This window comes from Edwardsiella sp. A.80236 (assembly GCF_044540725.1).
Lineage (GTDB): Bacteria > Pseudomonadota > Gammaproteobacteria > Enterobacterales > Enterobacteriaceae > Edwardsiella > Edwardsiella tarda.
In genome coordinates, this window is record NZ_JBIUCY010000003.1 from 178,408 (window position 1) to 202,721 (window position 24,314).

Annotated in this window: 23 protein-coding genes and 1 other annotated feature (1 of these 24 running past the window's edge); of the genes, 7 read left to right on the top strand and 16 right to left on the bottom strand. The window is 53.0% G+C overall.

All coding sequences use genetic code 11. The annotated features are described in order from the left end of the window. Positions 1 to 112 (bottom strand) — a sequence feature (Phe leader region); it reaches 14 nt to the left of the window's first position. From pheM to ACEQFP_RS04720, 7 genes are all read right to left on the bottom strand, one after another. After that, the gene (gene pheM, locus ACEQFP_RS04690; RefSeq protein ID WP_106120997.1) at positions 63 to 107 is read right to left on the bottom strand and encodes a pheST operon leader peptide PheM; all 45 of its coding nucleotides are present in this window, start codon (positions 105 to 107) and stop codon (positions 63 to 65) included. (Overlaps the previous feature by 45 nt.) Positions 113 to 275: 163 nt before the next feature. Then, on the bottom strand, positions 276 to 632 hold the full coding sequence (gene rplT, locus ACEQFP_RS04695) for a 50S ribosomal protein L20 (protein ID WP_005285808.1): 357 nt from the start codon (positions 630 to 632) through the stop codon (positions 276 to 278). A gap of 43 nt (positions 633 to 675) precedes the next feature. Further along, complete coding sequence (rpmI, locus tag ACEQFP_RS04700) at positions 676 to 873, bottom strand: 50S ribosomal protein L35 (RefSeq protein ID WP_005293643.1); 198 nt, start codon at positions 871 to 873, stop codon at positions 676 to 678. 96 nt (positions 874 to 969) lie between these two features. After that, positions 970 to 1,512 (bottom strand): translation initiation factor IF-3, encoded by a 543-nt coding sequence (infC, locus tag ACEQFP_RS04705; RefSeq protein WP_071523971.1) that lies wholly within the window; start codon positions 1,510 to 1,512, stop codon positions 970 to 972. 3 nt (positions 1,513 to 1,515) lie between these two features. Continuing rightward, positions 1,516 to 3,444, bottom strand: coding sequence for a threonine--tRNA ligase (thrS, locus tag ACEQFP_RS04710; protein WP_005293637.1), 1,929 nt, complete (start codon positions 3,442 to 3,444; stop codon positions 1,516 to 1,518). Positions 3,445 to 3,690: 246 nt separating this feature from the next. Continuing rightward, positions 3,691 to 5,685 carry a choline BCCT transporter BetT gene (locus ACEQFP_RS04715; RefSeq protein ID WP_005293634.1) on the bottom strand — a complete coding sequence of 665 codons (1,995 nt, stop codon included), beginning with the start codon at positions 5,683 to 5,685 and terminating at the stop codon, positions 3,691 to 3,693. Between the two features lie 694 nt (positions 5,686 to 6,379). Continuing rightward, positions 6,380 to 6,874, bottom strand: a complete 495-nt coding sequence (locus tag ACEQFP_RS04720; protein ID WP_005293631.1) for a hypothetical protein — start codon at positions 6,872 to 6,874, stop codon at positions 6,380 to 6,382. Between the two features lie 1,029 nt (positions 6,875 to 7,903). Here ACEQFP_RS04720 and ACEQFP_RS04725 point away from each other — a divergent pair. Both ACEQFP_RS04725 and dps read left to right on the top strand, forming a co-directional pair. Further along, positions 7,904 to 8,143, top strand: coding sequence for a YobH family protein (locus tag ACEQFP_RS04725; protein ID WP_005293629.1), 240 nt, complete (start codon positions 7,904 to 7,906; stop codon positions 8,141 to 8,143). Positions 8,144 to 8,325: 182 nt separating this feature from the next. Beyond that, positions 8,326 to 8,835, top strand: coding sequence for a DNA starvation/stationary phase protection protein Dps (dps, locus tag ACEQFP_RS04730; protein ID WP_035606853.1), 510 nt, complete (start codon positions 8,326 to 8,328; stop codon positions 8,833 to 8,835). Positions 8,836 to 8,905: 70 nt separating this feature from the next. Here the strand turns inward: dps and pfkB are convergent, their stop codons facing one another. After that, positions 8,906 to 9,859: a 6-phosphofructokinase II gene (gene pfkB, locus ACEQFP_RS04735; protein WP_005285788.1), complete on the bottom strand. Its 954-nt coding sequence runs from the start codon at positions 9,857 to 9,859 to the stop codon at positions 8,906 to 8,908. Between the two features lie 229 nt (positions 9,860 to 10,088). Here pfkB and ACEQFP_RS04740 point away from each other — a divergent pair, with 229 nt between their 5' ends. Both ACEQFP_RS04740 and ompC read left to right on the top strand, forming a co-directional pair. Beyond that, positions 10,089 to 10,331, top strand: a complete 243-nt coding sequence (locus ACEQFP_RS04740) for a DUF4060 family protein (RefSeq protein ID WP_005293625.1) — start codon at positions 10,089 to 10,091, stop codon at positions 10,329 to 10,331. 1,297 nt (positions 10,332 to 11,628) lie between these two features. Further along, positions 11,629 to 12,774, top strand: a complete 1,146-nt coding sequence (gene ompC / locus ACEQFP_RS04745) for a porin OmpC (RefSeq protein ID WP_005285780.1) — start codon at positions 11,629 to 11,631, stop codon at positions 12,772 to 12,774. Positions 12,775 to 12,871: 97 nt separating this feature from the next. Here the strand turns inward: ompC and ACEQFP_RS04750 are convergent, their stop codons facing one another. The 7 genes from ACEQFP_RS04750 to cfa all read right to left on the bottom strand — a co-directional run bounded on the left by ACEQFP_RS04750 (position 12,872) and on the right by cfa (position 20,201). Beyond that, a complete protein-coding gene (locus ACEQFP_RS04750) occupies positions 12,872 to 13,681 on the bottom strand; it encodes an alpha/beta fold hydrolase (protein WP_047059938.1) in 810 nt (269 codons plus the stop codon). Positions 13,682 to 13,704: 23 nt separating this feature from the next. Continuing rightward, positions 13,705 to 15,762: a S9 family peptidase gene (locus tag ACEQFP_RS04755; RefSeq protein WP_035596669.1), complete on the bottom strand. Its 2,058-nt coding sequence runs from the start codon at positions 15,760 to 15,762 to the stop codon at positions 13,705 to 13,707. Positions 15,763 to 15,872: 110 nt separating this feature from the next. Further along, positions 15,873 to 16,727 carry an EAL domain-containing protein gene (locus ACEQFP_RS04760; RefSeq protein WP_047059941.1) on the bottom strand — a complete coding sequence of 285 codons (855 nt, stop codon included), beginning with the start codon at positions 16,725 to 16,727 and terminating at the stop codon, positions 15,873 to 15,875. A 544-nt stretch (positions 16,728 to 17,271) separates the two neighbouring features. Beyond that, positions 17,272 to 17,592: a N(4)-acetylcytidine aminohydrolase gene (gene yqfB, locus ACEQFP_RS04765; RefSeq protein ID WP_035596677.1), complete on the bottom strand. Its 321-nt coding sequence runs from the start codon at positions 17,590 to 17,592 to the stop codon at positions 17,272 to 17,274. Positions 17,593 to 17,735: 143 nt separating this feature from the next. Next, positions 17,736 to 18,044: a YebG family protein gene (locus ACEQFP_RS04770; RefSeq protein ID WP_005285761.1), complete on the bottom strand. Its 309-nt coding sequence runs from the start codon at positions 18,042 to 18,044 to the stop codon at positions 17,736 to 17,738. A 298-nt stretch (positions 18,045 to 18,342) separates the two neighbouring features. Continuing rightward, positions 18,343 to 18,552: a transcription antiterminator/RNA stability regulator CspE gene (gene cspE / locus ACEQFP_RS04775; RefSeq protein ID WP_005293608.1), complete on the bottom strand. Its 210-nt coding sequence runs from the start codon at positions 18,550 to 18,552 to the stop codon at positions 18,343 to 18,345. A gap of 494 nt (positions 18,553 to 19,046) precedes the next feature. Further along, on the bottom strand, positions 19,047 to 20,201 hold the full coding sequence (gene cfa, locus ACEQFP_RS04780) for a cyclopropane fatty acyl phospholipid synthase (RefSeq protein WP_005293605.1): 1,155 nt from the start codon (positions 20,199 to 20,201) through the stop codon (positions 19,047 to 19,049). A 424-nt stretch (positions 20,202 to 20,625) separates the two neighbouring features. Here cfa and purT point away from each other — a divergent pair, with 424 nt between their 5' ends. After that, on the top strand, positions 20,626 to 21,804 hold the full coding sequence (purT, locus tag ACEQFP_RS04785) for a formate-dependent phosphoribosylglycinamide formyltransferase (RefSeq protein ID WP_005285755.1): 1,179 nt from the start codon (positions 20,626 to 20,628) through the stop codon (positions 21,802 to 21,804). Positions 21,805 to 21,834: 30 nt separating this feature from the next. On the opposite strand, the gene ACEQFP_RS04790 is transcribed toward purT, so the two are convergent. Continuing rightward, on the bottom strand, positions 21,835 to 22,038 hold the full coding sequence (locus tag ACEQFP_RS04790; RefSeq protein WP_005293602.1) for a YoaH family protein: 204 nt from the start codon (positions 22,036 to 22,038) through the stop codon (positions 21,835 to 21,837). 139 nt (positions 22,039 to 22,177) lie between these two features. Here ACEQFP_RS04790 and pabB point away from each other — a divergent pair, with 139 nt between their 5' ends. After that, the gene (pabB, locus tag ACEQFP_RS04795; RefSeq protein WP_396463945.1) at positions 22,178 to 23,563 is read left to right on the top strand and encodes an aminodeoxychorismate synthase component 1; all 1,386 of its coding nucleotides are present in this window, start codon (positions 22,178 to 22,180) and stop codon (positions 23,561 to 23,563) included. Next, complete coding sequence (locus ACEQFP_RS04800; RefSeq protein ID WP_035596664.1) at positions 23,554 to 24,126, top strand: CoA pyrophosphatase; 573 nt, start codon at positions 23,554 to 23,556, stop codon at positions 24,124 to 24,126. The genes pabB and ACEQFP_RS04800 overlap by 10 nt, the downstream gene beginning before the upstream one ends. The last annotated feature ends 188 nt before the right edge of the window (positions 24,127 to 24,314 follow it).

A 24,314-nucleotide genomic window follows, 5' to 3' on the forward strand; every position in this document is an offset into this window, starting at 1 on the left:
CACGAGGGAGGCTTTTGGCGCTGTTTTCCGTTTCTTTTCTTACGCGCAAAGCCTCCTGACGCTCAGGCGCTAAAGTAAAAAAAGAAGCGGAAAATAGCAGCGTTCATGCTTGCGTTACCTTGAACATTCAGAACTTATTGAAAACTCTGCATCTATTGAAAAGCTCTCGCCAGAGAATGTCAATAAATTTCGTATAACCGCTAAACCTAGCGACAGCGTGAATCACGCTATGACCAGACAGCAAAAGAGGGAGCAAGCTCCCTCTTTCATCTGACTTACGCCAGAGCCGCTTTCGCTTTTTCAACCAGGGCGCTGAACGCCACTTTGTCGAATACAGCGATGTCGGCCAGGATCTTACGGTCGATCTCAACAGAGGCCTTCTTCAGACCATTGATGAAACGGCTGTAAGAGATGCCATTCTGACGAGCAGCTGCGTTGATACGTGCGATCCACAGCTGACGGAACTGACGCTTACGCTGACGACGGTCACGGTAAGCGTACTGACCTGCTTTGATCACTGCCTGGAAGGCAACACGATATACGCGCGAACGGGCACCGTAGTAGCCTTTCGCCTGCTTCAATACTTTCTTGTGACGTGCACGGGCAATCACACCACGTTTTACGCGAGCCATATGCTCTCTCCTAAAGTCTTATTCTTGATTCAAAAAAAATTACTTATGCGTACGGCAGGCACGCGACTACCAGACCCAGATCGCCTTTAGAGACCTGAGACTTCGGACGCAGATGACGCTTACGCTTGGTAGATTTTTTGGTCAGAATATGACGCAGGTTAGCATGTTTACGCTTGAAACCACCACCGGCGGTTTTCTTAAAGCGCTTGGCCGCGCCACGCACAGTTTTAATCTTAGGCATTTCGATTTCCACTTCGCATTGTTAATTACAACGAATCAGTGAGGCGAACGGTTCCACGGATGCCGAAGCATACCGCGGAACCCTTACTTGCTAGCCTTACTGTTTCTTCTTGGGGGCGAGCACCATGATCATCTGGCGGCCTTCGATCTTCGTTGGGAAGGATTCGACCACGGCCAGTTCACTCAGATCGTTCTTGACGCGGTTAAGCACTTCAATACCGATCTGTTGGTGCGCCATCTCACGACCGCGAAAACGCAGGGTGATCTTGGCTTTATCGCCATCTTCCAGAAAGCGAACCAGGCTGCGGAGTTTTACCTGGTAGTCGCCATCATCGGTGCCAGGACGGAATTTGATTTCCTTCACCTGGACAACTTTCTGTTTCTTCTTCTGCTCTTTGCTAGCCTTACTCTTCTCATAGAGGAATTTGCCGTAATCCATGATACGACAAACCGGCGGTTCAGCGTTAGGGCTGATTTCGACCAGGTCGACGCCAGCTTCCTCGGCCTTCTCAAGAGCTTCTCTCAGACTGACAATACCAATCTGCTCGCCATCCACACCTGTCAAGCGAACCTCTTGGGCGCGAATTTCCCCGTTAATACGATTAGGACGCGCCGTTTGAACTCGTTTTCCGCCTTTAATACCTTATTCCTCCAACTGATGAAGACTACGGCTGCGAATCTCTTGCAGCAGCTTCTCGATTACGTCGTCGATGCTCATCACGCCCAGGTCTTTACCACGGCGTGTACGCACGGCCACTTTACCGGCTTCGACTTCTTTGTCGCCGCAAACCAGCATATAAGGAACACGACGTAAAGTATGTTCGCGAATTTTAAAGCCAATCTTCTCGTTTCTCAAGTCTGATTTTGCGCGAATTCCTGCAGCCTGCAGTTTTTTGTTCAATTCTTCAACATATTCAGCCTGAGAATCGGTGATATTCATCACCACGGCCTGCACCGGCGCTAACCAAGTCGGGAAGAAACCGGCGAACTCTTCGGTCAAGATGCCGATGAAGCGCTCCATGGAGCCCAGGATGGCGCGGTGAATCATCACCGGTACCACACGCTCATTGTTTTCACCGACATAGGACGCGTTCAGGCGGCCCGGCAGGGAGAAGTCGAGCTGCACGGTACCACACTGCCAGGCGCGATCCAAGCAGTCATGTAACGTAAACTCGATCTTCGGCCCGTAAAACGCCCCCTCCCCTGGCTGGTATTCGAACGGGATACCGTTCTCTTCCAGCGCAGCGGCCAAGTCCTCTTCGGCACGGTCCCAGATCTCGTCGCTACCGATGCGCTTCTCTGGACGCGTAGAGAGTTTCACCACGATCTTCTCGAAGCCGAAGGTGCTGTACATGTCGTACACCATCTTGATACAGCTGTTCACTTCGTCACGGATCTGCTCTTCGGTACAGAAGATATGCGCATCGTCCTGGGTAAAGCCACGCACACGCATCAGGCCATGTAGGGAACCAGACGGCTCGTTACGGTGGCAGCTGCCGAACTCGGCCATACGCAGCGGCAGGTCACGATAGGACTTCAGCCCCTGGTTGAAGATCTGCACGTGTCCCGGGCAGTTCATCGGTTTGATGCAGTATTCACGGTTCTCTGACGAGGTGGTGAACATCGCATCCTTGTAGTTTTCCCAGTGACCGGTTTTCTCCCACAGCACGCGGTCCATCATGAACGGACCCTTAACCTCTTGATACTGATATGCCTTCAGCTTCATTCGGACAAAGGCTTCCAGCTCGCGGAAGATGGTCCAACCGTCGTTGTGCCAGAACACCATGCCCGGCGCCTCTTCCTGCATGTGATACAGGTCGAGCTGCTTACCGATCTTACGATGGTCGCGCTTGGCGGCTTCTTCCAGACGTTGCAGATAGGCGTTCAGCTGCTTCTTGTCCGCCCAGGCGGTACCATAGATACGTTGCAACATCTTGTTGTTGCTGTCGCCACGCCAATAGGCGCCGGAAGACTTCTGCAACTTAAAGTGGTGGCAGAAGCGCATGTTCGGCACGTGCGGACCACGGCACATGTCAACATACTCTTCGTGATGGTACAGACCCGGCTTATCGTCATGACTGATGTTTTCATCCAGGATGGCCACTTTGTATGACTCATCCCGCGCGACAAAGGCGTCACGCGCTTCCTGCCAGCTGACTTTCTTCTTGATGACGTCGTAATCTTTTTCCGCCAGCTCGTGCATGCGTTTTTCCAGGCGATCGAGATCGTCCTGGGTCAGCGTATGATCCAAATCGACGTCGTAATAGAAACCGTTGTCGATCACCGGGCCGATGGCCATCTTGGTTTGCGGCCACAGCTGTTTGATGGCGTGACCCAGTAGGTGGGCGCAGGAGTGACGCAGGATCTCCACCCCTTCCTGATCCTTGGCGGTAATGATGGCGACGGTGGCGTCGCTCTCGATCAGATCGCAGGCATCGACCAACTCACCGTTGACGCGACCAGCGATGCAGGCTTTTGCCAGGCCGGGGCCGATATCGCGGGCGATGTCCATTACGGAAACAGGGTGATCGAAGTGACGCTGACTGCCGTCAGGAAGTGTAATAACAGGCATTTGAATTCCTTATCTACAGTGGTGACCCACACGACAGGTCACATATAGAAAAAAGTTTTGTTGAGTTTCGATATGTTGCCGATGCGCCCCTGCTCTACTTAGCAAGATGCGTACGCCATGCCTCGCCACACAAAGCGATAACAGAGCGCACTAACATCGGTGTCGGGCAATATTACCCCCGAGAGCGTGAATTGCCAACCGCAATCCCCGCCGGGAATAAGTGACCGTTTGCCGGGGCGCCGGGCATCAACTGCGGATCAAGTGCAAGAAGTGGATATGTTTTTCATACTGATCGAGGATATCGTGCAATACCTGTTCCTGCGTCCACCCCATCAGATCGTAATCTTGTCCCCCCTCCTTCAGATAGACCTCGGCACGGTAGTAAACCTCCTCTTCGCGCGGGTTCTCCTCCTCCAGGCCTGCCATGGCAAAAGCCGGTTTACGGTAGGCGCGCAAGCGTACGCCATAGCAAAACGCCATATCATCGCCGAACTCAACTCGCAGACTGATACGCTCATCCTCGCCCTCCAGCGTCGCCTCCTTACCCTGGCGTGCCAACTCCTCACGCACCATCACCATCGCCGGTTGAATCACCTCGGCGATAAAACGCCGTACCTGTGAACGTTTCGGGTTATAGACAATGTTACGTAGACGGCGTTGCCACGAAATGGGGTTTCGGCTGGCCGGTGGCGCGATGGTGGTGACCAATTGGCTCTTCTTCTTGTAGATGTCGACACGCAGCGCCTTGAACAAACCATAAATGGCCAGTAATAGGATCACGGCAAAAGGCAACGCGCTGGCGATGGTGACCGTCTGCAACGCCTGTAACCCGCCGGCGACCAGCAACACAATCGCCACCACTCCGGTCAACGCGGCCCAGAAAATACGTTGCCACAGCGGGGTATGCTTAGCCCCACCGGAGGCCAATGTATCCATCACCATGGCGCCGGAGTCGGCCGATGTCACGAAGAACACCACCACCATCACCATGGCGATAAACGACAGCAGCGTCGGCTGCGGGAAATGTTCGAGAAAATTGAACAGCGCCAAAGAGACATCGTGCTGGACGCTGGTCGCCAGATCGGTCGCCCCCTGATGGGCGATTAATTCAATGGCGCTATTACCGAACACCGTCATCCACATCAGGGTAAAACCGGCGGGCACCAGCAAGACGCCGGTGACAAACTCACGAATGGTCCTACCGCGCGAGACACGGGCGATAAACATACCGACGAAGGGTGACCATGACAGCCACCACCCCCAATACAGCAGCGTCCAGCCCCCCAGCCAACTGCTGGACTTCGGCTCATAGGCATACAAGTTAAAGGTTTTGCTGACAATCTGTGACAGGTAGGCGCCGCTATTTTCTACAAATGACTTGAGTAATAATACCGTCGGCCCCAACGCCGCGACTAACAACATCAATAACACCGCCAGCCCCAGATTAAGCTCAGAAAGCAGACGGATGCCGCGATCCAGCCCAGAGACTACCGAGAGCGTCGCCAGGCTGGTGATCCCCACGATCAGCCCCACCTGCACCGTGGTCGAAATCGGTAAATCGAACAGATGATTCAGGCCGGCATTGACCTGCAAGACGCCGTAACCTAGCGATGTGGCAACACCGAACACGGTACCTAAGACGGCAAAAATATCGACCGCGTGCCCGGCCGCACCATAGATGCGCTCACCGATAAGCGGATAAAGCGCCGAACGCAGCGTTAACGGTAACCCATGACGGTAACTGAAGAAGGCTAAAATCAACCCGACGATGGCATAGATCGCCCAGGCGTGTAGCCCCCAATGGAAGAAGGTTAATGTCATCGCCTGCTTCGCGGCGGCGATGGTCTGCGCACTCCCCTCCGGCGGCGACAGGTAGTGCATCACCGGTTCAGCGACGCCAAAAAACATCAGGCCGATCCCCATCCCCGCAGAAAACAGCATGGCAAACCATGAAAAATAACTGAATTCTGGCTCAGCATGATCCGGACCGAGTTTAATCGTGCCGTAACGTGAAAAACCCAGATAGGTCACACTCAATAAGATTAAAGCGACGGCTAAGATATAGAACCAACTGGCGTTAGCGAATATCCTCTGCTGTAGGGATTGAAATCCCTGTTCGGCCTGTTGCGGCATCATACCAACAGATAATACCAACGCGATGATTAATACTGCAGAAATAATAAAAACCGGTGGATTAATCGTATATTTTTTACTTTGTTCACTCGTGCCATTATGACTCATGTTATACCCTCACTGTGAGTTTATAATGCGCGCAATTTACTCATCCTTAATGTGAAAATTACCCGAAAAAATTGCCATCGATACGTTTACAGCACGCTCGACACCCTATAAAACGGAGCGATCATAAGGAAAAATAAGCTCATTTTCAATAAAACAAGCAATTTTTATCGAAATGCATCGATAAATCCGCCTAATATACATACGCGTGCGGTAGTGCCCCCCTTCCCGAAGGATTCCAGCCTCCTCCGTTATTTTCCTATTTTTTGCGGCGATTCTCTCCCGGCGTCCGACATGTTTACCACTCGACCATTACGGTTATTCCGAGCATGGATAGAACAGGCTAAAACGCCACGTCAGTGTAGCGAGAAAAGTTAATAGCCCATCCGGCCGAGTATTCTTTTTACTACGCGACTCGCTCGTTTCCATCACGATGGTAACGCATGACGAAAAGGGAAAATGCGACTAAACACGGTGGGCGGCGTCAATAGGGATAGCGTAAATCGACTAACCGCCAACCTGTATTATATCGATAGGCTATGAGGCTATGAGGCTATGAGGCTATGAGGCTATGAGGCTATGAGGCTATGAGGCTATGAGGCTATGAGGGATCAACATACTCGCACGCTGAAAAAACCACTGACTTTCGGCGGCGAGCCCACAAGCTACCCGCCAACCGTTTTCAGTACCTTGTGCGTTAGTGCGCTGGCAATAGCATGCGTAGCGTCTGCGCAGCCTGTGTATAGGCGGTCAATTGCTGATCGTTCACCCCTTGCGGGGTGATGCCTTGCATCGCCGTACGCCAGGCCGCCATCACCGCCTTCAGCGCATCACGTTGTTCCGCACTCGCTAAAGTGGGATAGACGGCTTGGTATTGTGCATCGATCAAACGTCGCGCCCCTTGCAGCAGTGCGGTATGACAGGCATTGATATGATCGCGCTCACTCAACGAATCATTCTGGGCTAACCATTGACCCGCTACAAAATTACGCGCTTGCAAACGCTGTGACATATGTTGCATATTCGCCAGCAGATCGCTAGCACTCTGTACTGGCGGAAAATCCTGCTCTAATGGGACATCGCATTGAAAACTATTGCGAAAAGGTTGCGGCGAAGGGTTGCTACCCTCGGGTGCAGCACTGCATCCGCTGAGTAACAATGCTGCCGCCAACAAAGAAAAAAGTGGTTTCATATCAACTTCCTCGTTCGGTGTGCTGCGATGATAGCAAGCGCGGGCCACAACTCAATCATTGCGGTAAAATTTCCCTCTCTGCCCCGCCGCCTCCCACGCATCGATGAGGCCTCATCTCGCACCGTTGCGCAAATCAACCTGAAGCGATGCGCAAAAAAATAAGGATCGGTGAGCCATATCACACTAGCACGTTATCGATTAGGCTATCTTTAATTCATCCGAGGCAACGAAAGGAGTTAAATGACACATTTAATTACATTCGTGACGGCAGTGAATTGTAGCACACGACAGACCCTCGTCCTGGCCCGCCCGGAGTACGCCATATAATCAATGGCACGGGATTTCTGCCTCGCGGTGGTCATTCCCAATTAATTCGCTATTACCCGAGGCCTCACCATTGAGGCCTCTTTTTATTTATTCCCGATTGATCTCGAAATGTGCTATCGCGTTTGCCGCTTACGACGCGATCTCGACGGCGTAAAATCTGCGCCAGCCCCTCCTCTCCTCGACGATTTAGCGCTCCAGTACCCGAGGATAAAAAAACAAAAACCCGGCGATTGCCGGGTCGTCACACTGCCTTGGCGACGCAACTACTCTTGCGTATCGCGTTTATTTCTTTTCTCCGCGCGCCGTTCTTTCAGTGTCTTGCCAGATTTTTTCTTGGTGTCCTTATCCTTTCCTCTACTCATAAACGCCTCGCTTATTTTTGATAGTACTCAGTATCGGTAAGCCAAATCCCGTATCAACGGAACCTAATTAATAACAAAGGGGAACAATAAAAACAAGCCAGCAAAATACTTTGTCCAAAGAATACGTTATTACATTCAGATATGTGATGTCTATTGCTCATCATCGCCTCCCGCATACGCCGCGGAGCGTCTTTGCGCTGTGCCCGACCAACCTCGGCATCCCCATCCCTGCGAGTAAAGTCCGCCGGGAAAGATTCGCCTACTCCACTGATTATGATAGACTATTTTACGCCTTCTTCTGGACCTAATGGCTCGCTCACTTTGTGCCCAAGGAATTATCATGCGCCTACTTAAAACAACCTTGATCCTGCTGATCGTCGCCTATCTGGCCATGCTATTCAGTGGTTATGGTTTTCTGGTCAACAGCCAAAAACAGCTGGGTGGACTGACTCTAGAGTGTCAATACCTGAGTGCTTACGGTCTGGTGGGCAACCACCAATTGCGCGATACCCATGGTGTGATTGGCAGTAGCGAGTGTCCGTTATTACGCGCCGTGGCTACCCCATTCTGGCAACGTTAAACATCAGCCCCTCACCATACCTTACCCGGGGGGATCATCGGCATAACCTATTTAAGCAATACCGATAACCCCTTAGCCATCCCCCTCTTCGCCTTCCTATACTGACACAAACAGTACGTATTCCGGCCTACGCCAGCGAGACGGCGTAGCCATGACACAGGCTAACAGTGGGAGACTTCACCATGAACGTGACACCTTTGAACAATGCTTATCCGGGCTCATCCCTCTTCGCCACCCGCAACGATTTGGATCCGGAGATCAAACAGCAAGCCATTACGCTGCTACAACCGCTACTGGTCGAGTTTATCGATCTCGCGTTGTTGACCAAGCAGGCGCACTGGAACATGAAAGGTAAAAACTTTATTGCCGTACATGAGATGTTGGATGGTTTTCGGGCTGCGTTGCTCAATCATCAGGATATCTTCGCTGAGCGTATCGTCCAACTCGGTGGTACTGCCCAAGGGACACTACAAACAGCCGCCAGCTCATCCTCTCTGGCGCCCTATCCATTAGATATCACCAATGTCAGAGCCCACCTGCTGGCGCTGGCGGAGCGCTATGCCGTCGTCGCTAACCATACCCGGGCAGCGATCGGCATCGCCCAAGATGAAGACAGTGCCGATATGTTGACGGCGGCCTCACGCGACCTGGATAAGTTCCTGTGGTTCATCGAGGCACACCTGGCAGAATAAGGCTGTGCATGCCTAAAGTAGCGGCTATAACGGGGTCTGATATCAGACCCCGTTTTTCTGCGCTTAGCCTTTAAAACGCAGACACCTGGGGGTGACGAGCCCGGAGATAAGCGATGATTTCGTCAACCTCCTCACGTTGACACAGCTCCGTGCCATGACGCAGCGTCGCCGCTGTCCCCGCCGCGACCCCATGGATCGCCAGATCCAGCAACGAGCCGTTTGTGGCTAGCTGTAGTGTCATCGCGGCGACCATGCTATCGCCCGCGCCCACGGTAGTCAGTGCCTTGATCGGGGGCGGAATGATCTGTACCCAAGCCTGCCGATCGACCACGATTGCCCCTTGCGCCCCCAACGACACCACCACATACTGTGCCGCTCCCCGTAGCACCAAGCCGTGGGCCGCTTGCAACACCGAGGAAGGCAGCGTCATCTCTTGGCCACTCAATGCCGCCAACTCCTTCTGGTTCGGTTTAATCAGCGTCAATCCCCCCACCTCGACCGCCGCTTGCAGCGCCTCGCCCGAGCTATCGACGATGCAACGCATACCACGCTGTATCGCCTCCCGCAGCAAATCCGCAAACGCCGTCGGCGCGACGCTATCGGGTAGACTCCCACTGACGACCAGTAAAGCCGTGGCCGGGAGTGCGGCGATCTTCTGCCTTAATGCCGCAAACTCCTCGGCGGTTAACTCTGCCCCTGGCATGACAAAGCGATACTGTTCATCGGTCGCCGTCGCATCGATGTGCATATTCTGCCGCGTCCAGGCGTGAGACGGTACCACATCCACCGCAACGCCTTCTGCCTGTAATAACGTACTCAACTGTTCTCCGGTCGATCCACCGGCCGGATAGATAGCTTGTGCGCATCCTCCGAGGCGCTGAATGGCACGCGCCACATTAATCCCGCCCCCGCCAGGCTGATAGATGACAGGAGTACAACGTAACTTACCTTCTGGATAGAGTTTGGCCGTACTGGTCGCGCAGTCCAGCGATGGGGACAGCGTCAGTGTGTAGATAGGATCCATAGATGCTCCTTAATCGATGGCTTTCATCTCAGCGTAGCATTGTTGGGTAAAAATACCCCTGGCGATCGCATCATGCGCCTCCCAGCGGACAAGACGCGCGAATACGACATCGTCGAGCGAATGAGCAGATGGCTAGCTGAAGTGTATTACGCAAGAGACAATGGTGTTATAACAGTGGAGTCAGCCATGCTGACATAAGCAAACTGATTGATTTATGTAGGGAGCCTGTATGAAACGAATCATTAAAGGCGATACAAACTTCTCTCACCTTGTTGTTGCTCATGCCGCCATCGATCGGCATGCCTCGGCCTTCGGGCATACCCGGCAGGGATGGCCCTGCATCTACCACCTCAAATACCGTGACAAACTCATCGCTGTCGAAGTCGTGACCCGGCGTCAATCTTACGTCGCCACGGTCATGATCGGTGCCCGTAATCTCAGCAAACTGTGCGGTATGCCAACCGCAGCCTGACGAACCTGGGCACACTGGCATGTGTGCCCGAACCCCATCGACCGCGCTCACTCGCTATCTCTATTCATCCGCCATAGAAAAGCCGCCCCCCGATGCCGCCCTCATTCTAATAGAGGCTGGCAGCCCCAGTTGCCAATGTATAACCAATGAATAAATTAAATATTTTCAATATGATATACAAAAAACACCATTCTTTACTTGCAACTCATTCGCAATAGAGCTTAAGTAATTAGGCAACCAACCCAACGATAGTTAAAGAGAGGCTACTATGAGTAAGGGAATGGATAGCAAAAAAAATGTGAAGAAAAAACCGCAGAAAACGCTGGTGGAAAAACGTGCAGCGAAACGTGCTAAACGCGCCCACATGGAGGATGTGGTAGAATAATAGAATACGGTGATTCTTTGCATATAAACCCGCCTCGGCGGGTTTTTTTATCTCCAACGTGGTATATCCCTCTGCCCTCTCAATCCAGTGCTACAGAGGATCCTCAGCCAAGATACCTGGGGTCGATACTGGCTAAGATTAATCTAACAAAGTCTCTAGCTAGGAGGTTGATTCGGATATTTTATCAGCAACAGAAATTCCGCACATTTTGTTAAAAAAACAACTCATCCGTCTCAAAATCCAATATAACAGTTAAGCAGCGTTTATTGTTTCAAACTCAAGGAGAGCATGCGAATTGATAATGACGTCGTGCGCTAAGGTTATAACACAACCTAAAAAATCCTTTTCACCTATAGTCATAGCCATGTAAACGAACATTGAAAGCGTTATCTAACAACATCAAGACAATGACTCACAAAAACATAAGTAGTTGATAATAAAAGGATATATAAATAGCGGAAAATAAAAAAAGCCAACCATAAGGTTGGCTTAAAAAATTTTAAGACACAGAAAAATAAAACGCAGTAACAATGATGAGACTTAAGTATACAGCAAGAGACAGCGCGACATTAGCAATTCGTGTGATCACCATAAAATCATAATCAGCACTATAGCAACTCACTGCGCGCCTAAAAAACAAACAAAACAAATAATGAACAAATTCAACATAAAGCGACATCAAATATAGCGATATTTACAATTATACACAGTTAATTACTCCATCTAATAATTAAATGGGAACTCTTCTTTTTATTTATGATGAAAAACACCTATGATTATGGCGTGCCCATTACGCTAACTTTGACAGATGGAACGCAATTTAGTTCGTGTATTGCGCACAAAAAAACAAAATAAGCAGTGGCATCTCATATCTGACCGCATAAAGGTCAGCAACTAAGAAGGAATATTATTGTGAAACGTAATCTGCTGGCAGTCGTTATTCCTGCTCTGTTGGTTGCAGGCGCAGCTAACGCTGCGGAAATCTACAACAAAGACGGCAACAAGCTGGATCTGTACGGTAAGGTAGATGGCCTGCACTACTTCTCCAGCAATCACTCCGATGACGGTGATCAATCCTATGTCCGTTTCGGCTTCAAAGGTGAAACGCAGATCAACGATCAACTGACTGGCTATGGTCAATGGGAAGCCCAGGCCAACGCCAATCAGTCAGAAGATAATAGCTCTAACTTCTTCACTCGTTTAGGTTTTGCCGGTCTGAAATTCGGTAACTACGGCTCCATCGACTACGGCCGTAACTACGGTGTTCTGTACGATGTTGAAGGCTGGACCGACGTGCTGCCAGAGTTCGGTGGCAATACCTCTGCGCAGACCGACAACTTTATGGCACAGCGCGCGAACAACCTGGCTACCTATCGTAACAACGGTTTCTTCGGCTTAGTTGATGGCCTGAACTTTGCCCTGCAATATCAGGGTAAAAACGAAGGGTTGAGCCACGACACCTCCACCAGCATCGACGATCATGATCAGGCCCAAGAAGATAACGGTGACGGCTTCGGTCTGTCTACCAGCTACGATCTGGGCTGGGGCGTCAGCGCTAGCGCCGCCTACACCACCTCTAACCGTACGGCTCAACAGAAACTGCTGGGTACTCGCGCTCTATCCAACATCGCCGGTGGTAACAAAGCACAGGCTTGGGCTGCCGGCCTGAAATATGATGCGAACAACATCTATCTGGCCACCATGTACAGCGAAACCCAGAACATGACCCCGTTCGGTTCTAGCGGTATCGCCAACAAGACGAAAAACTTCGAAGCCGTGGCTCAGTATCAGTTCGACTTCGGCCTGCGTCCGTCCATCGCCTACCTGCAGTCTAAGGGCTCCGAGCTGGGTGCGTACAATGGTAACGGTGCCTCCTTCAACGGCGGCAAGGCTGACCTGGTTAAATATGTTGATGTGGGCGCGACCTACTACTTCAACAAGAACATGTCTACCTACGTCGACTACCAGATTAACCTGCTGGACGACAACAGCTTCACCCGTGCCAACGGCATCAATACCGATGACATCGTTGCGCTGGGCTTGGTATACCAGTTCTAATTCCACACGCATGGAATGTAAAAAAGGGGCCTTTTGGCCCCTTTTTGTCAGCAATCATCCGTCATACTTCCCGGCTCACTTAATACCTTACCGTGCATCAGCTCGGGAGTACATTGCGCAAGAAGTCCAGCAATAGCTGGTTCACCGCCTGCGGCTGCTCCAAGGTACAAATGTGTCCGGCGGCACTCACCACCTCCTGACGGCACCGCAACATCTCAGCCATCAAGTAACCTTCCAAGGGAGGGCGCGGCTGATCCTCGGCACCGGTCACAACCAACGCCGGCATCGTTAACTGTGTCAACAGCTCGCAGCGATCCGGGCGGCCGAAAATCATCCGGCCCAGCGGCACGATGCTATGGCGTAGCGTCTCCGCCGGCAACGACGCCAGACGCTGGTTCAAGGCCATCAGCAACGCCGGTTCAGGCGTCTTACGGAAAAACAGTGGAGCGATTTGTGCCGCTAACGCGGCGGGGATGGTACCCGCCTGCTCGATGGCGTCTAACATGGCGAAATAACGCTGGTGAGTCACCTCCGGCTCCCGCCCGACAAAGGTATCCATCAGTACCAACGCCGCACAACGTTCACTGGCCAGGGCGGCTAACTCCGTCCCCCACATGCCACCGACCGAAAGGCCAATGACGGCAAAGCGGTCAATGTTCAAGCTATCGAGCAACGCCAGATAATCCTGTGCCAGGCAGGTCAATGCGTGATGCGACTCCGGCAATGCAGCGGATCGACCATGCCCCCAGAGATCCGGCACGATCACCCGGTAATGCTTACTCAGCGCCGCGATCTGCGGACGCCACATCTCGGCGTCAAACAGATAGCTGTGCCCCAGTAGTAGTGGAAAGCCGCTACCATGATCCTCATAGTACATATCACGCTGATGTAAATGCAGTATTGGCATAAAACTCCTTGATAAAAAGCCCGTCAACAGGCGTCATCGTGCTTAGCCGACAGCGTCAAAATAAAGGCATACTCCAACGCAATATCTTCATAAGCTTTAAAACGGCCCGATTTTCCTCCGTGCCCTGCCCCCATATCGGTGGACAGTAACAACAGATTATCGTCCTGCTTCACCTCACGTAGTCGAGCAACCCACTTCGCCGGCTCCCAATACTGGACCTGCGAGTCATGTAAGCCGGTTGTGACCAAGAGATGAGGATAGTCTTGCTCTTTCACGTTATCGTAAGGGCTATAACGCCGCATATAATGATAGTATTCGGCCTGTTCAGGATTCCCCCACTCGTCATACTCGCCAGTGGTCAACGGAATAGAAGGATCCAACATGGTGGTCAGTACATCCACGAACGGGACCTGTGCCACCGCCGCATGGTAGAGTTGTGGCGCCTGGTTAATCACCGCCGCCACCAGCAGCCCGCCAGCACTGCCTCCCATCGCGTAGACCTGCTCCTTCGCACCATATCCTTGACGCACCAACCCCTCGGTAACATCGATAAAATCGTGGAAGGTATTCATCTTATGCAGCAGCTTACCCTGCTCATACCACTCCTGCCCCAAATCCGCACCACCTCGCACATGCGCCAATGCAAAGACAAAGCCGCGATCGAGTAAACTGAGACGACTGGTACTAAATCCGGGATCGACACTACTGCCGTAGGCACCATAGCCATAGATCAAAATAGGGTTCTGCCCACGAACAAAGCGATCGCGGCGATAAACTAATGATACCGGGACATCGATACCATCTCGCACACGCAGCCAGATACGCTCGCTCACATAATCGCTCGATGTGAAGTCGGGGACAGTTTGCTGTTTCAGCAGGCGACGCTCACCACTGTCCAAATCCTGTTCATAAACGCTGCCCGGCGTCGTCATTGAGGAGTAGCCATAGCGTACCGTGCCGCTTTCCGGCTGTGGGTTATATCCCAACCAGGTGACATAAGTCGGGTCATCAAACCGGATGCGCCGCTCCTCCCCAGTATGGCGCTGGATCTGGCGCAATGTCGTCAGGCCATTGGCGCGCTCCTCGACCACCAGCCAGTCACGAAACAGACAAAACCCCTCCAGCATCACGGCGTCGCGTGGCGCAACCAACGTCTGCCAACTGAGCATGTCGCCATCCGGGCCGCAATACAGAGCAAAATTCTTCCCTTCTCGGTTAGAGCGAATATAAAAACGCCCGTCATAATGCTCTAAGGTATATTCATGATCACGCCGGCGCGGCAGGAAACAGTGCGCCAGAGCGGCCGGATCATCGGCGTCCAGCAATAAAACTTCCGAGGTGGTAGTACTGCTGCTATGGATCATGACATAGCGCTGCGAGAGCGACTTCTCCAGCCCGAGATAGAAGCTATCATCGTGTTCTTGATAGACTAGCTGATCTTGACTGCATGCGGTGCCAAGACGATGGCGGAAGACCTGATAGGGTAACAGCGTCTGGGGATGCAGACGAATATAGTAAAATGCACGGCTATCGTTGCACCACTCGATATGCCCATCACAACCGCTGATGCTATCCTCCAGCCAGTTGCCATCCTCTATCGTGCGAATGCGTACCGTATATTGCCGGCGAGATACGGTATCTTCACTAATCGCCAATAAGCGATTATCCGGGCTGACCTCCAGCGCGCCCAGCGCATAAAACTCATGCCCCTGCGCCTGCTGGTTGCAATCGAGCAAACATTGCCACCCCTCTTCGCTACAGCACGACGCCGGCTGACGCCAATACTCCGCATATTCGGCCCCCGCTCGATAACGATGTTGGTAGCGATAACCATTACGGACATAAGGCACAGAAGCATCCTGTTGAGGGATGCGCGCCACCATCTCAGTCAATAACTGCTCGCGTAATGCGGCCTGCGGCGCAAGGCAGTGCTCACTGTATGCATTCTCTGCATTAAGGTAGGCTAAAACCTGCGGATCACGACGCGTATCGTCGCGCAGCCAGTAATAGTCATCGACCCGCCGCTCCCCATGGATGACCATCTCATAGGGATGTTTTGCTGCTTTCGGTGCCTTTGTCATTATCAATGCCTAACAGATTCATCACACAAGCTATCTTATAACAAGGTGAGCCAATCTGTCGGTGTCAATAACGCAAAATATTCTGCTTAAGCCGCGTAGCCGTCCGCACACTAACTACGCGACGCCGCCTCATCCTCCGACTCCGCCAACAGGCGCCCCATGACCAACAGCTGATGTGCACTCATCGGACGGAAAAGATAGGCGCCTTGGAAATGGCGGCACCCTGCTGTACTCAGACACTCGAAGCGTTGAATATCATCGACACCCTGAGCGATACAGCGAATCCCCATTTTTTCGGCGAGATCTAATAATAATTTAACTAATAACATCGCCTCGGGATGCGGCAGTAAGGCGACTAAAGCGGCGGGAATATAGAGATGGTCGAGCGGAAGATCGGGTAAGGCGGTTAATAGATGATAGTCAGCCCCATACTCTGCCAATGCGACAGCATATCCCTGTTGCTGCACGCGACGTAATCCGGCGAGCTGCGCTGCCTCCACGTTTTGCCCCAGCGCACCTTGCCAAATCAGCGCCAACGCCGAGCAAGGCAAGTCATGCGCCACGAGAGCTTGACGCCAAACGGTGAAGGCATCCACCTGCTCCGCCAAGGACAACGGAAGGGTCAGTGACAAGTAAAAGTCAGGATAAACCTCTTGCCGCAATCGCCGCAGCAAGGGCAATGATTGCGCCGCAATCCAGCCAAATAAGGCACCGGCCAAATCGCACTGGATCACCGCCGAGAGAAACTGAGCGGGTTGTAATAACCCGTAATGCGGATGGTGCCAACGCACCTGGATCTCCGCCCCCTGAAGATGGCCCGTTTTCCCCCATAGCGGATAATACTGCAGGGAAAACTCAGACGCCGAGAGGGCAGATTGTAATCTTTCCCACAATATTTCTCGTGACTCCTGCTGCGCTTCCGGCGCCATCACATCACTTAATAGATGGTAATGTTCAGTATTCATTCTGTTATCTGACGTTATTTCACTTCTCGTTGGAGAAGTCATGGGACTTTACGGTATAGCGCGCCGAAGTTGACATCCTGTCATGATTGCAGCAGTCACTCATCATTTTTATCCTACGTATTGTACCCGTTGTCTATGAGACGACCAATTATCATTTTGATACACAACATCAACGTTCCTTGTATATTAGTATGATTAATCAAATAGTATCCTTATACGGTACTATTCTAGCGCAGAACAACCGAATGAGTAGATATAATCAACATTGGAACAAGATGAATATCCAAAAAAACCAGATTTATTGCCTGACGCGCACATCAATACAAAATAAAAAACCAATTTATGCTCATCTTTGAGCGTTAATCTCTATTTAAATAGGAAAAGTAATAACGCGTAAGCCTATACGAGATAAAAAATAAATTATCGCTTACGCTTATCTATTAGCCAATAGATACATTCAGACTCCATTTACGCACACTGGAGCTCACCCGAGAGGGTTATCGCCATCTCTCCAACGCTCCGCTGATCAGGGGAGCGGGCTCGATTAGCCTAACCGCCGCACCAGACGAAAGGCGATCATATAAAGCGCATCCTGATGTGGGTAGATTTCTTGGATCACGCGACGTAATTCCGCCAAACTCATGTTTTCTTGAGCGGCATGCTGTTCATTCAACTGAGAAAAATCCAACGGTGTTACGCTGATCACCTCAATCACACAAAACAGCCGCGTCTCCTCGTAATAACCAACCGTTAATTGTTGGCCGGGATGAAAATGTGATTCACTGCGATCTCGCAAGGTGATGGTCTTACGACCGGCGAGAATATCTGCGGCAAAACGCTGATAAAAAGTAATATCGGGTTTGATGAGTGTCATAGATGTAAGGCGGTAATCGAGATGAGAAATTATGGCGAGCATAATATCTCGCCATAATCTATACGCCAATCAATATTATTTGACGCCAGGCGCATGCGCTATGTCTACGCCTCGACACGCCCGCTAGCGCTATGCTACGCCACCTGGCGTTCTGCTCCCTCTTCCGTCTCGCTTACTCGCCCCTCATCGGCATCACTATTTTGTAACGAGGCAAGACTAGCCCCTCGCAATAGACGAGAAAGTGACTCTTTCTGCTCAGCCAGGTAGAAACCTAACGCCTCACGCGTCTCCTCCGCCAGTGTCACAGGCGATGAGGCCAACCACTCGCTTAAGTTATCGGCGAGATCGAGCATCTTGTCGTAATTATCTGCCTCTTTCTTACTGGCAAAGGTCATTTTTTCCACCCCATCGCGTACCACAACATATTGAATCGTTACTGCCATCTTACTCTCGCTCACTGCGTCACTGTTTTTATATACAGTAAAGGATGGCGGCGCTCGCTGCAAGTCTTACGCCATCAGGCGACCAGGGATAACTACGCGAGCAACGAGAGGAACAAGCATAAAGCAGAGTAAAGCAGCGCATCGACTAGGATAGTGTGACAACACAATGCGGAATAACAGGGTGGGATGACGATGATAAAACAACAGAAAACGGCCCCATCAAGGGCCGTTCATACCGCTGGCACCCGTATTAACACCACGGTGTCAGCGTGCATGCAGCGTGGTGAATACGCTGTATTTACAGGGCAACCACGTCGGCCGCAGCCGGGCCGCGCGGGGAGTCCTGAATAGAGAACTCAACCTGCTGACCTTCTGCCAAGGTCTTGAAACCGTCGCTCTGGATAGCAGAGAAATGGACGAAGACATCTTTTGAGCCATCAGCTGGCGTGATAAACCCAAATCCCTTGCTTTCGTTGAACCATTTGACCTGGCCGGTTTTCTTGCTCATTACACTTTCCTTCACTTTAAAATATTGCCCGTAGGGGCGACTCACCCTAAGCGTGGCGACACACTCATCGGGTAGTAGAAACATCACTCCAGATATTTCTCCACCAGAGAACGTGCTCCGTCTAAGGACGGCATTATTAAGGCATAAATTATCTGATGGTGCAAATCATTCACCATATTTTCGCCCCTCGAACAGAGCATCACAACGGCTAGCACCATCTTTATTTTCATGGGGAAAACAAATGCAATTAAATATAAATATCCTTTTAATACATGATGTTAGCTATTTACCCCCAATAAATCCCATCGGAAAACGCTTGATATTTCATTATTATGATCAAAATCACAATGATTAAATTATTCTCTTAAAATATAATTTATGAGATTTTTCGACATTGAATAACCGCTGTCGATGAGAGCTGTGACATAAAAAAGCGCCGAGCCAATGCCCGACGCCAATAATAATTAGGAAATTATCACTATTGCCAATCAATCCTAGCGCGGTACACGCAACCCACCCTCGACGCCTTTTGGACTGAGCAAGACCTGCCATAGCTGAATATTGCGCGCGCGGAAGGCACCAGCGCACGCCGTCAAGTAGTAGCAGAACATACGATAGAAGCGCTCGCTGTAGTTGGCACTGATCTCTGGCCAACACGCCTGAAAACGCTGATACCATGCCATCAAGGTACGATCATAATCCGGTCCGAAGCTGTGCCAATCCTCCATGACAAACAGCCCTTCGCTGTGCGTCGCGATGTGCGCCACAGAAGGTAGGCAGCCATTAGGGAAGATATACTTATTGATCCAGGCATCAACATTGAGATCGGTCTGATTCGACCCGATGCTGTGCAGCAGGAACAATCCATCGGGTTTGAGATTACGCGCCGCGACTTCAAAGTAAGTACGATAATTCTTCGGCCCAACGTGCTCAAACATCCCAACGGAAACGATGCGATCATAATTGTTGTTCAGATCGCGATAATCCTGTAGCAGGATCTTCACATCCAATCCTTGGCAGCGGGCCTGCGCCATCTTCTGCTGCTCGGCGGAAATGGTGACCCCTTCGACGGAGACCCCATAATGTTCCGCAGCATAGTGTGCCAATCCTCCCCAACCACAACCGATATCCAGCAACTTCATGCCAGGCTCGAGCTGTAGCTTGTCACAGATTAACTTCAATTTATCTTGCTGCGCCTGCTCCAACGTCTCGGCCTGTTTCCAGTATGCACAGGAGTATTGCATGTAAGGGTCGAGCATCCGACTAAACAGATCATTACCCAGATCGTAGTGCTCCTTACCCACGATCCAAGCGCGCTTACGGCTCTGGAGATTAAACAGACGCGCAGAGGCGATGCGCACGATATCGGCGAAATGCTTCGGTAGTTGGCTGTCGAGGCCCGCGGTGAGAATCCGCTGGAAGAAGATATCCAAGCGTTCGCACTCCCACCAGCCATCCATATAACTCTCCCCCAAACCGAGGGAACCCTCTTGTAGGACTCGGTGAAAGAACTCTGGGTTTTTCACCTGGATATCATAGGGTTGGCTACCATTTATCGCAATTCCGGCCCGGTTCAGCATCTCTTCCGCGATGCGATACCAGTTATCCTGTTTTAATGCGCTTTCTTCAATACAGGTCGCACTACTCATTACACATACCTTCCCGCCGTACTCATGCATTCCCGCGTTCATACCGCGCTGTTGAAGTCTTAAACGGTCGGATCCCTTCCGGCCAAAAGCATTTATCATACAATATTATTTATATTACAAAGCTTCAAGCCTCGATGGCTGATGCCGCACGGACAGGGATCTGAACAAAACGTGCCTTTCTACCCCCATCACCGGCGTTTTTTCAGTATATATCTGCTTCCCGTCACGAAAATCACCTCCCACGTTATAGCGCACAAAGTGGCAAACCCTGGTCAGGGTCACCGATATAACAATATGAAATTAAATTGCTTTTATTATTTTTTCCTTTTTGTTGCGCATTGTAAAAAAATCTTTCACGTTGCCACGCAAACGTTTTCGTATATACTGCCGGCGACCACGCTCACATGGAATACAGGAACAGATCATGCAGCTCATCGGAACCGCCCTTCGTCCTCATGCCACTCGGATCATGTTGTTAGGTGCCGGAGAACTCGGCAAAGAGGTCGCCATTGAGGGCCAACGCCTCGGGTTGGAGGTCATCGCCGTCGATCGCTACGCCGATGCACCGGCGATGCAAGTCGCGCATCGCAGCCATGTCATCGATATGCGGGATGGCGAGCAGCTATGCGCCCTGATCGAACGTGAGCGTCCTGACTACATCGTGCCGGAGATCGAGGCCATCGCCACCCAGACGCTAGATCAGTTGGAGAGTGATGGCGTCCGCATCGTGCCCAGCGCCCGCGCAGTGCAATTGACCATGAACCGAGAAGGTATTCGCCGCCTGGCCGCCGAAACGCTGGGGCTACCCACCTCCCCTTACCGTTTTGCTCGTGATATCGCGGCATTTCGCCAGGCCGTGAGCGAGATCGGTTATCCCTGCTTCGTCAAGCCGGTGATGAGTTCATCGGGGAAAGGGCAAAGCATCCTACGCAACGCCAGCGAGATCGACGCCGCCTGGCACTATGCTCGGGAAGGTGCCCGTGGCGACGCCACCAGCGTCATCGTCGAAGGCGAGGTTTGTTTCGATTTTGAAATCACCCTGCTGACCATTCAAGCCAGTGATGGGATCCATTTCTGCGCGCCGATCGGCCATTACCAACAGGCGGGGGATTATCGTGAATCCTGGCAGCCCCAGGCGATGAGCGCCGTGGCGCTGGAACGGGCGCAGACGATCGCCGCCCAGGTGGTACGCGCCCTCGGCGGCTATGGTCTGTTTGGTGTCGAACTCTTTGTCTGTGGCGACGAGGTGATCTTCAGCGAAGTCTCGCCTCGCCCCCACGATACCGGGCTGGTGACCCTGGTGTCCCAAGATCTCTCCGAGTTTGCCCTGCACGTCCGCGCCTTTCTGGGCCTACCGATCGGTCCCATTCGTCAATTCGGCCCCAGCGCCTCTGCCGTGCTACTCCCGCAGTTACACAGCGACGACGTAAAATTTACCAACCTGGTACAGGCCCTAGGCCCGGCCAGCCAGCTACGTCTGTTCGCTAAACCCCAGATCGACGGGGCGCGGCGCCTCGGTGTCGCCTTAGCCTGGGGTGAGAGTATCGACCAGGCCCGTCAACGCGCACGCGCCTGCAGCAACGCGGTCATCATTCAGCCTTAAGCGCCTAGGGTGCCCAACCAGGCACCCTGATTACGGCTGCCCCGCGTCATCGTCATCCTCCGCCTCATCGTCGAAGGCTACCCGCACCTGAGCCCCGCGATGGGCGGCACGGATCTCGGCCGCCACTTGCGCGATAGCCTCGCCGCTACTCATCCCCTGCGCCATCAGCGCCTGAATACGCTCCGCCGCCTGCTGCTGTTCTGCATGGCTCAATGCCGGCATACCACCAACCATATAACCTCTCCTCTTATTTAGCCTTGCCGCAGTATATACCAAGCTCGCGACGAGAGCAGCGCGCGCTAATTGCCGTATGCCCCGCATCCGTAGATAATCGAACGCTATTCTTTATCGACCCAGAGAGCTGTGCCGCACCATGACTGCGACCCCTAAACTGACCCAGTGCGATCTGCCCTATCGACCCGATGCGGCGCTACATTACTTCACCCCGCTGGCGCATCAGCCCTGGGCGATGTTGCTCAGCTCCGGCCAGGCCGACCATTCTCATAACCGCTACGATATCATCGTGGCCGATCCCTGTGCGACGCTCGAGACGCGCGGGGCAGTGACCACCCTCGTCGATAGCGCAGGCTGCCAGCACTACCGCGACGATCCGTTAACCTTGCTGCGCAGCGTGTTGGCTCGCCGTCTGCCCGCCTGTCCGCCACAGCCTGACCTGCCCTTCTGCGGCGGGGCGCTCGGGTTGTGGGGCTACGATTTAGGCCGCCGCTTCGAGACGCTCCCTACGCTGGCCGCCGCCGATCTGCAGACGCCGGACATGGCGCTGGGGATCTACGACTGGGCGCTGATCGTCGATCACCGCCTGCGCCGCATCACCCTGCTTAGCTGGCATGATGCCGCACGACGCCTCAGCTGGTTGCAATCCCTCCGCGCACCCGTCAGTACGCCCTTCGCACTCACCTCTGACTGGCAGGCCAACCTGAGCAAAGCGGCCTATCAACACGCCTTCCAACGCGTGCAGGCACACCTCGCCTCCGGCGACTGTTACCAGATCAATCTGACACAACGCTTCGCCGCCGACTACCGAGGCGACGAGTGGCAAGCCTTCCTCCGTCTGACGCAAGCCAACCGTGCGCCCTTCTCCGCGTTCCTGCGCTTACCACAAAGCGCGGTGCTCAGCGTCTCCCCGGAACGCTTCTTACGGCTCGAGCGCGGCGAGATCACGACGCGGCCGATTAAGGGCACCTTACCGCGTAAACCGGAGGTGACGGCGGATGAGCAGCAGCGCCTGCGCCTCGCGGCCTCGGCCAAGGATCGGGCGGAGAATCTGATGATTGTCGATCTGATGCGCAACGACGTTGGCCGCGTCGCCGCCGCGGGTAGCGTCAGCGTACCGGAGTTGTTCGCCGTAGAGAGTTTCCCCGCCGTTCATCATCTGGTCAGCACCATCCGTGCCCGCCTGGCCCCCGGACTCGATGCGTGCGATCTACTACGCGCCTGCTTCCCCGGCGGTTCGATCACCGGCGCGCCCAAGATCCGCGCCATGGCGATCATCGATGCCCTCGAACCGCAACGGCGCAACGTCTATTGTGGCTCCATCGGCTACCTCAGCGCCTGCGGCGACATGGATACCAGCATCACCATCCGTACGCTGTTGGCGGAGCACGGGCGACTCTATTGCTGGGCCGGGGGTGGGATCGTCGCCGACAGCGAAGTCGGCGCGGAATACCAGGAGACGTTAGATAAGGTCAGTAAAATCTTACCGTTACTGGCGAAAAGCGGACCTCTCTCATGCGACTAAGCCCAAACCTGACCCATTTCGTCACCCGTTTTCAGCTACAGTCCCCGCAGCCAGGACGGGCGGCGACCCATACCCGCCAGGCAGCGGTATTAATCCCTATCATCAATCGCCCGCAGCCGACCCTGCTGCTGACCCGGCGCGCGCTCGGGATGCGCCAGCATCCCGGCCAGGTCGCCTTCCCCGGCGGCGCCCACGACGCTCATGACGCCTGTGCGGCCGCCACGGCGCTACGCGAGGCGGCGGAAGAGATCGCACTCTCGCCCCGTCATGCGACGATCCTCGGTCAACTACCCGCGGAGGATAGCAGTAGCGGTTTCTGCGTCACGCCAGTCGTCGCACTCCTCTCCCCCGCGCTGACCCTGCGTCCCAATCCGCAAGAGGTCGCCGAGATCTTCGAGATCCCGTTGGCCCACGCCCTGGATATCCGGCGCTACCATGCACTCGACATCTCTCGGGCTGGTCAAAACCATCGCCTCTATCTCTCCTCTTATCGGAATTTCCTCATCTGGGGCCTCACGGCGGCTATGCTACGTCGCCTCGCGATCCAGGTCGCCTCACGCTAGTCTCCCAGTGATTTTCCTTACTTCACGTTATGCGATACCCCTAGAGAAAGGCGGGTTACTGGCCGCGCAAATTGACCTCGCTCCCCCTCAGCGCATCGGGGGAGTGTCAATCTGTGAAGCGGCTTGGTAATTACCAAGTAAAGATAACAATATCCCTTGCTTTTATCCCATCACAGGGCCATATGATC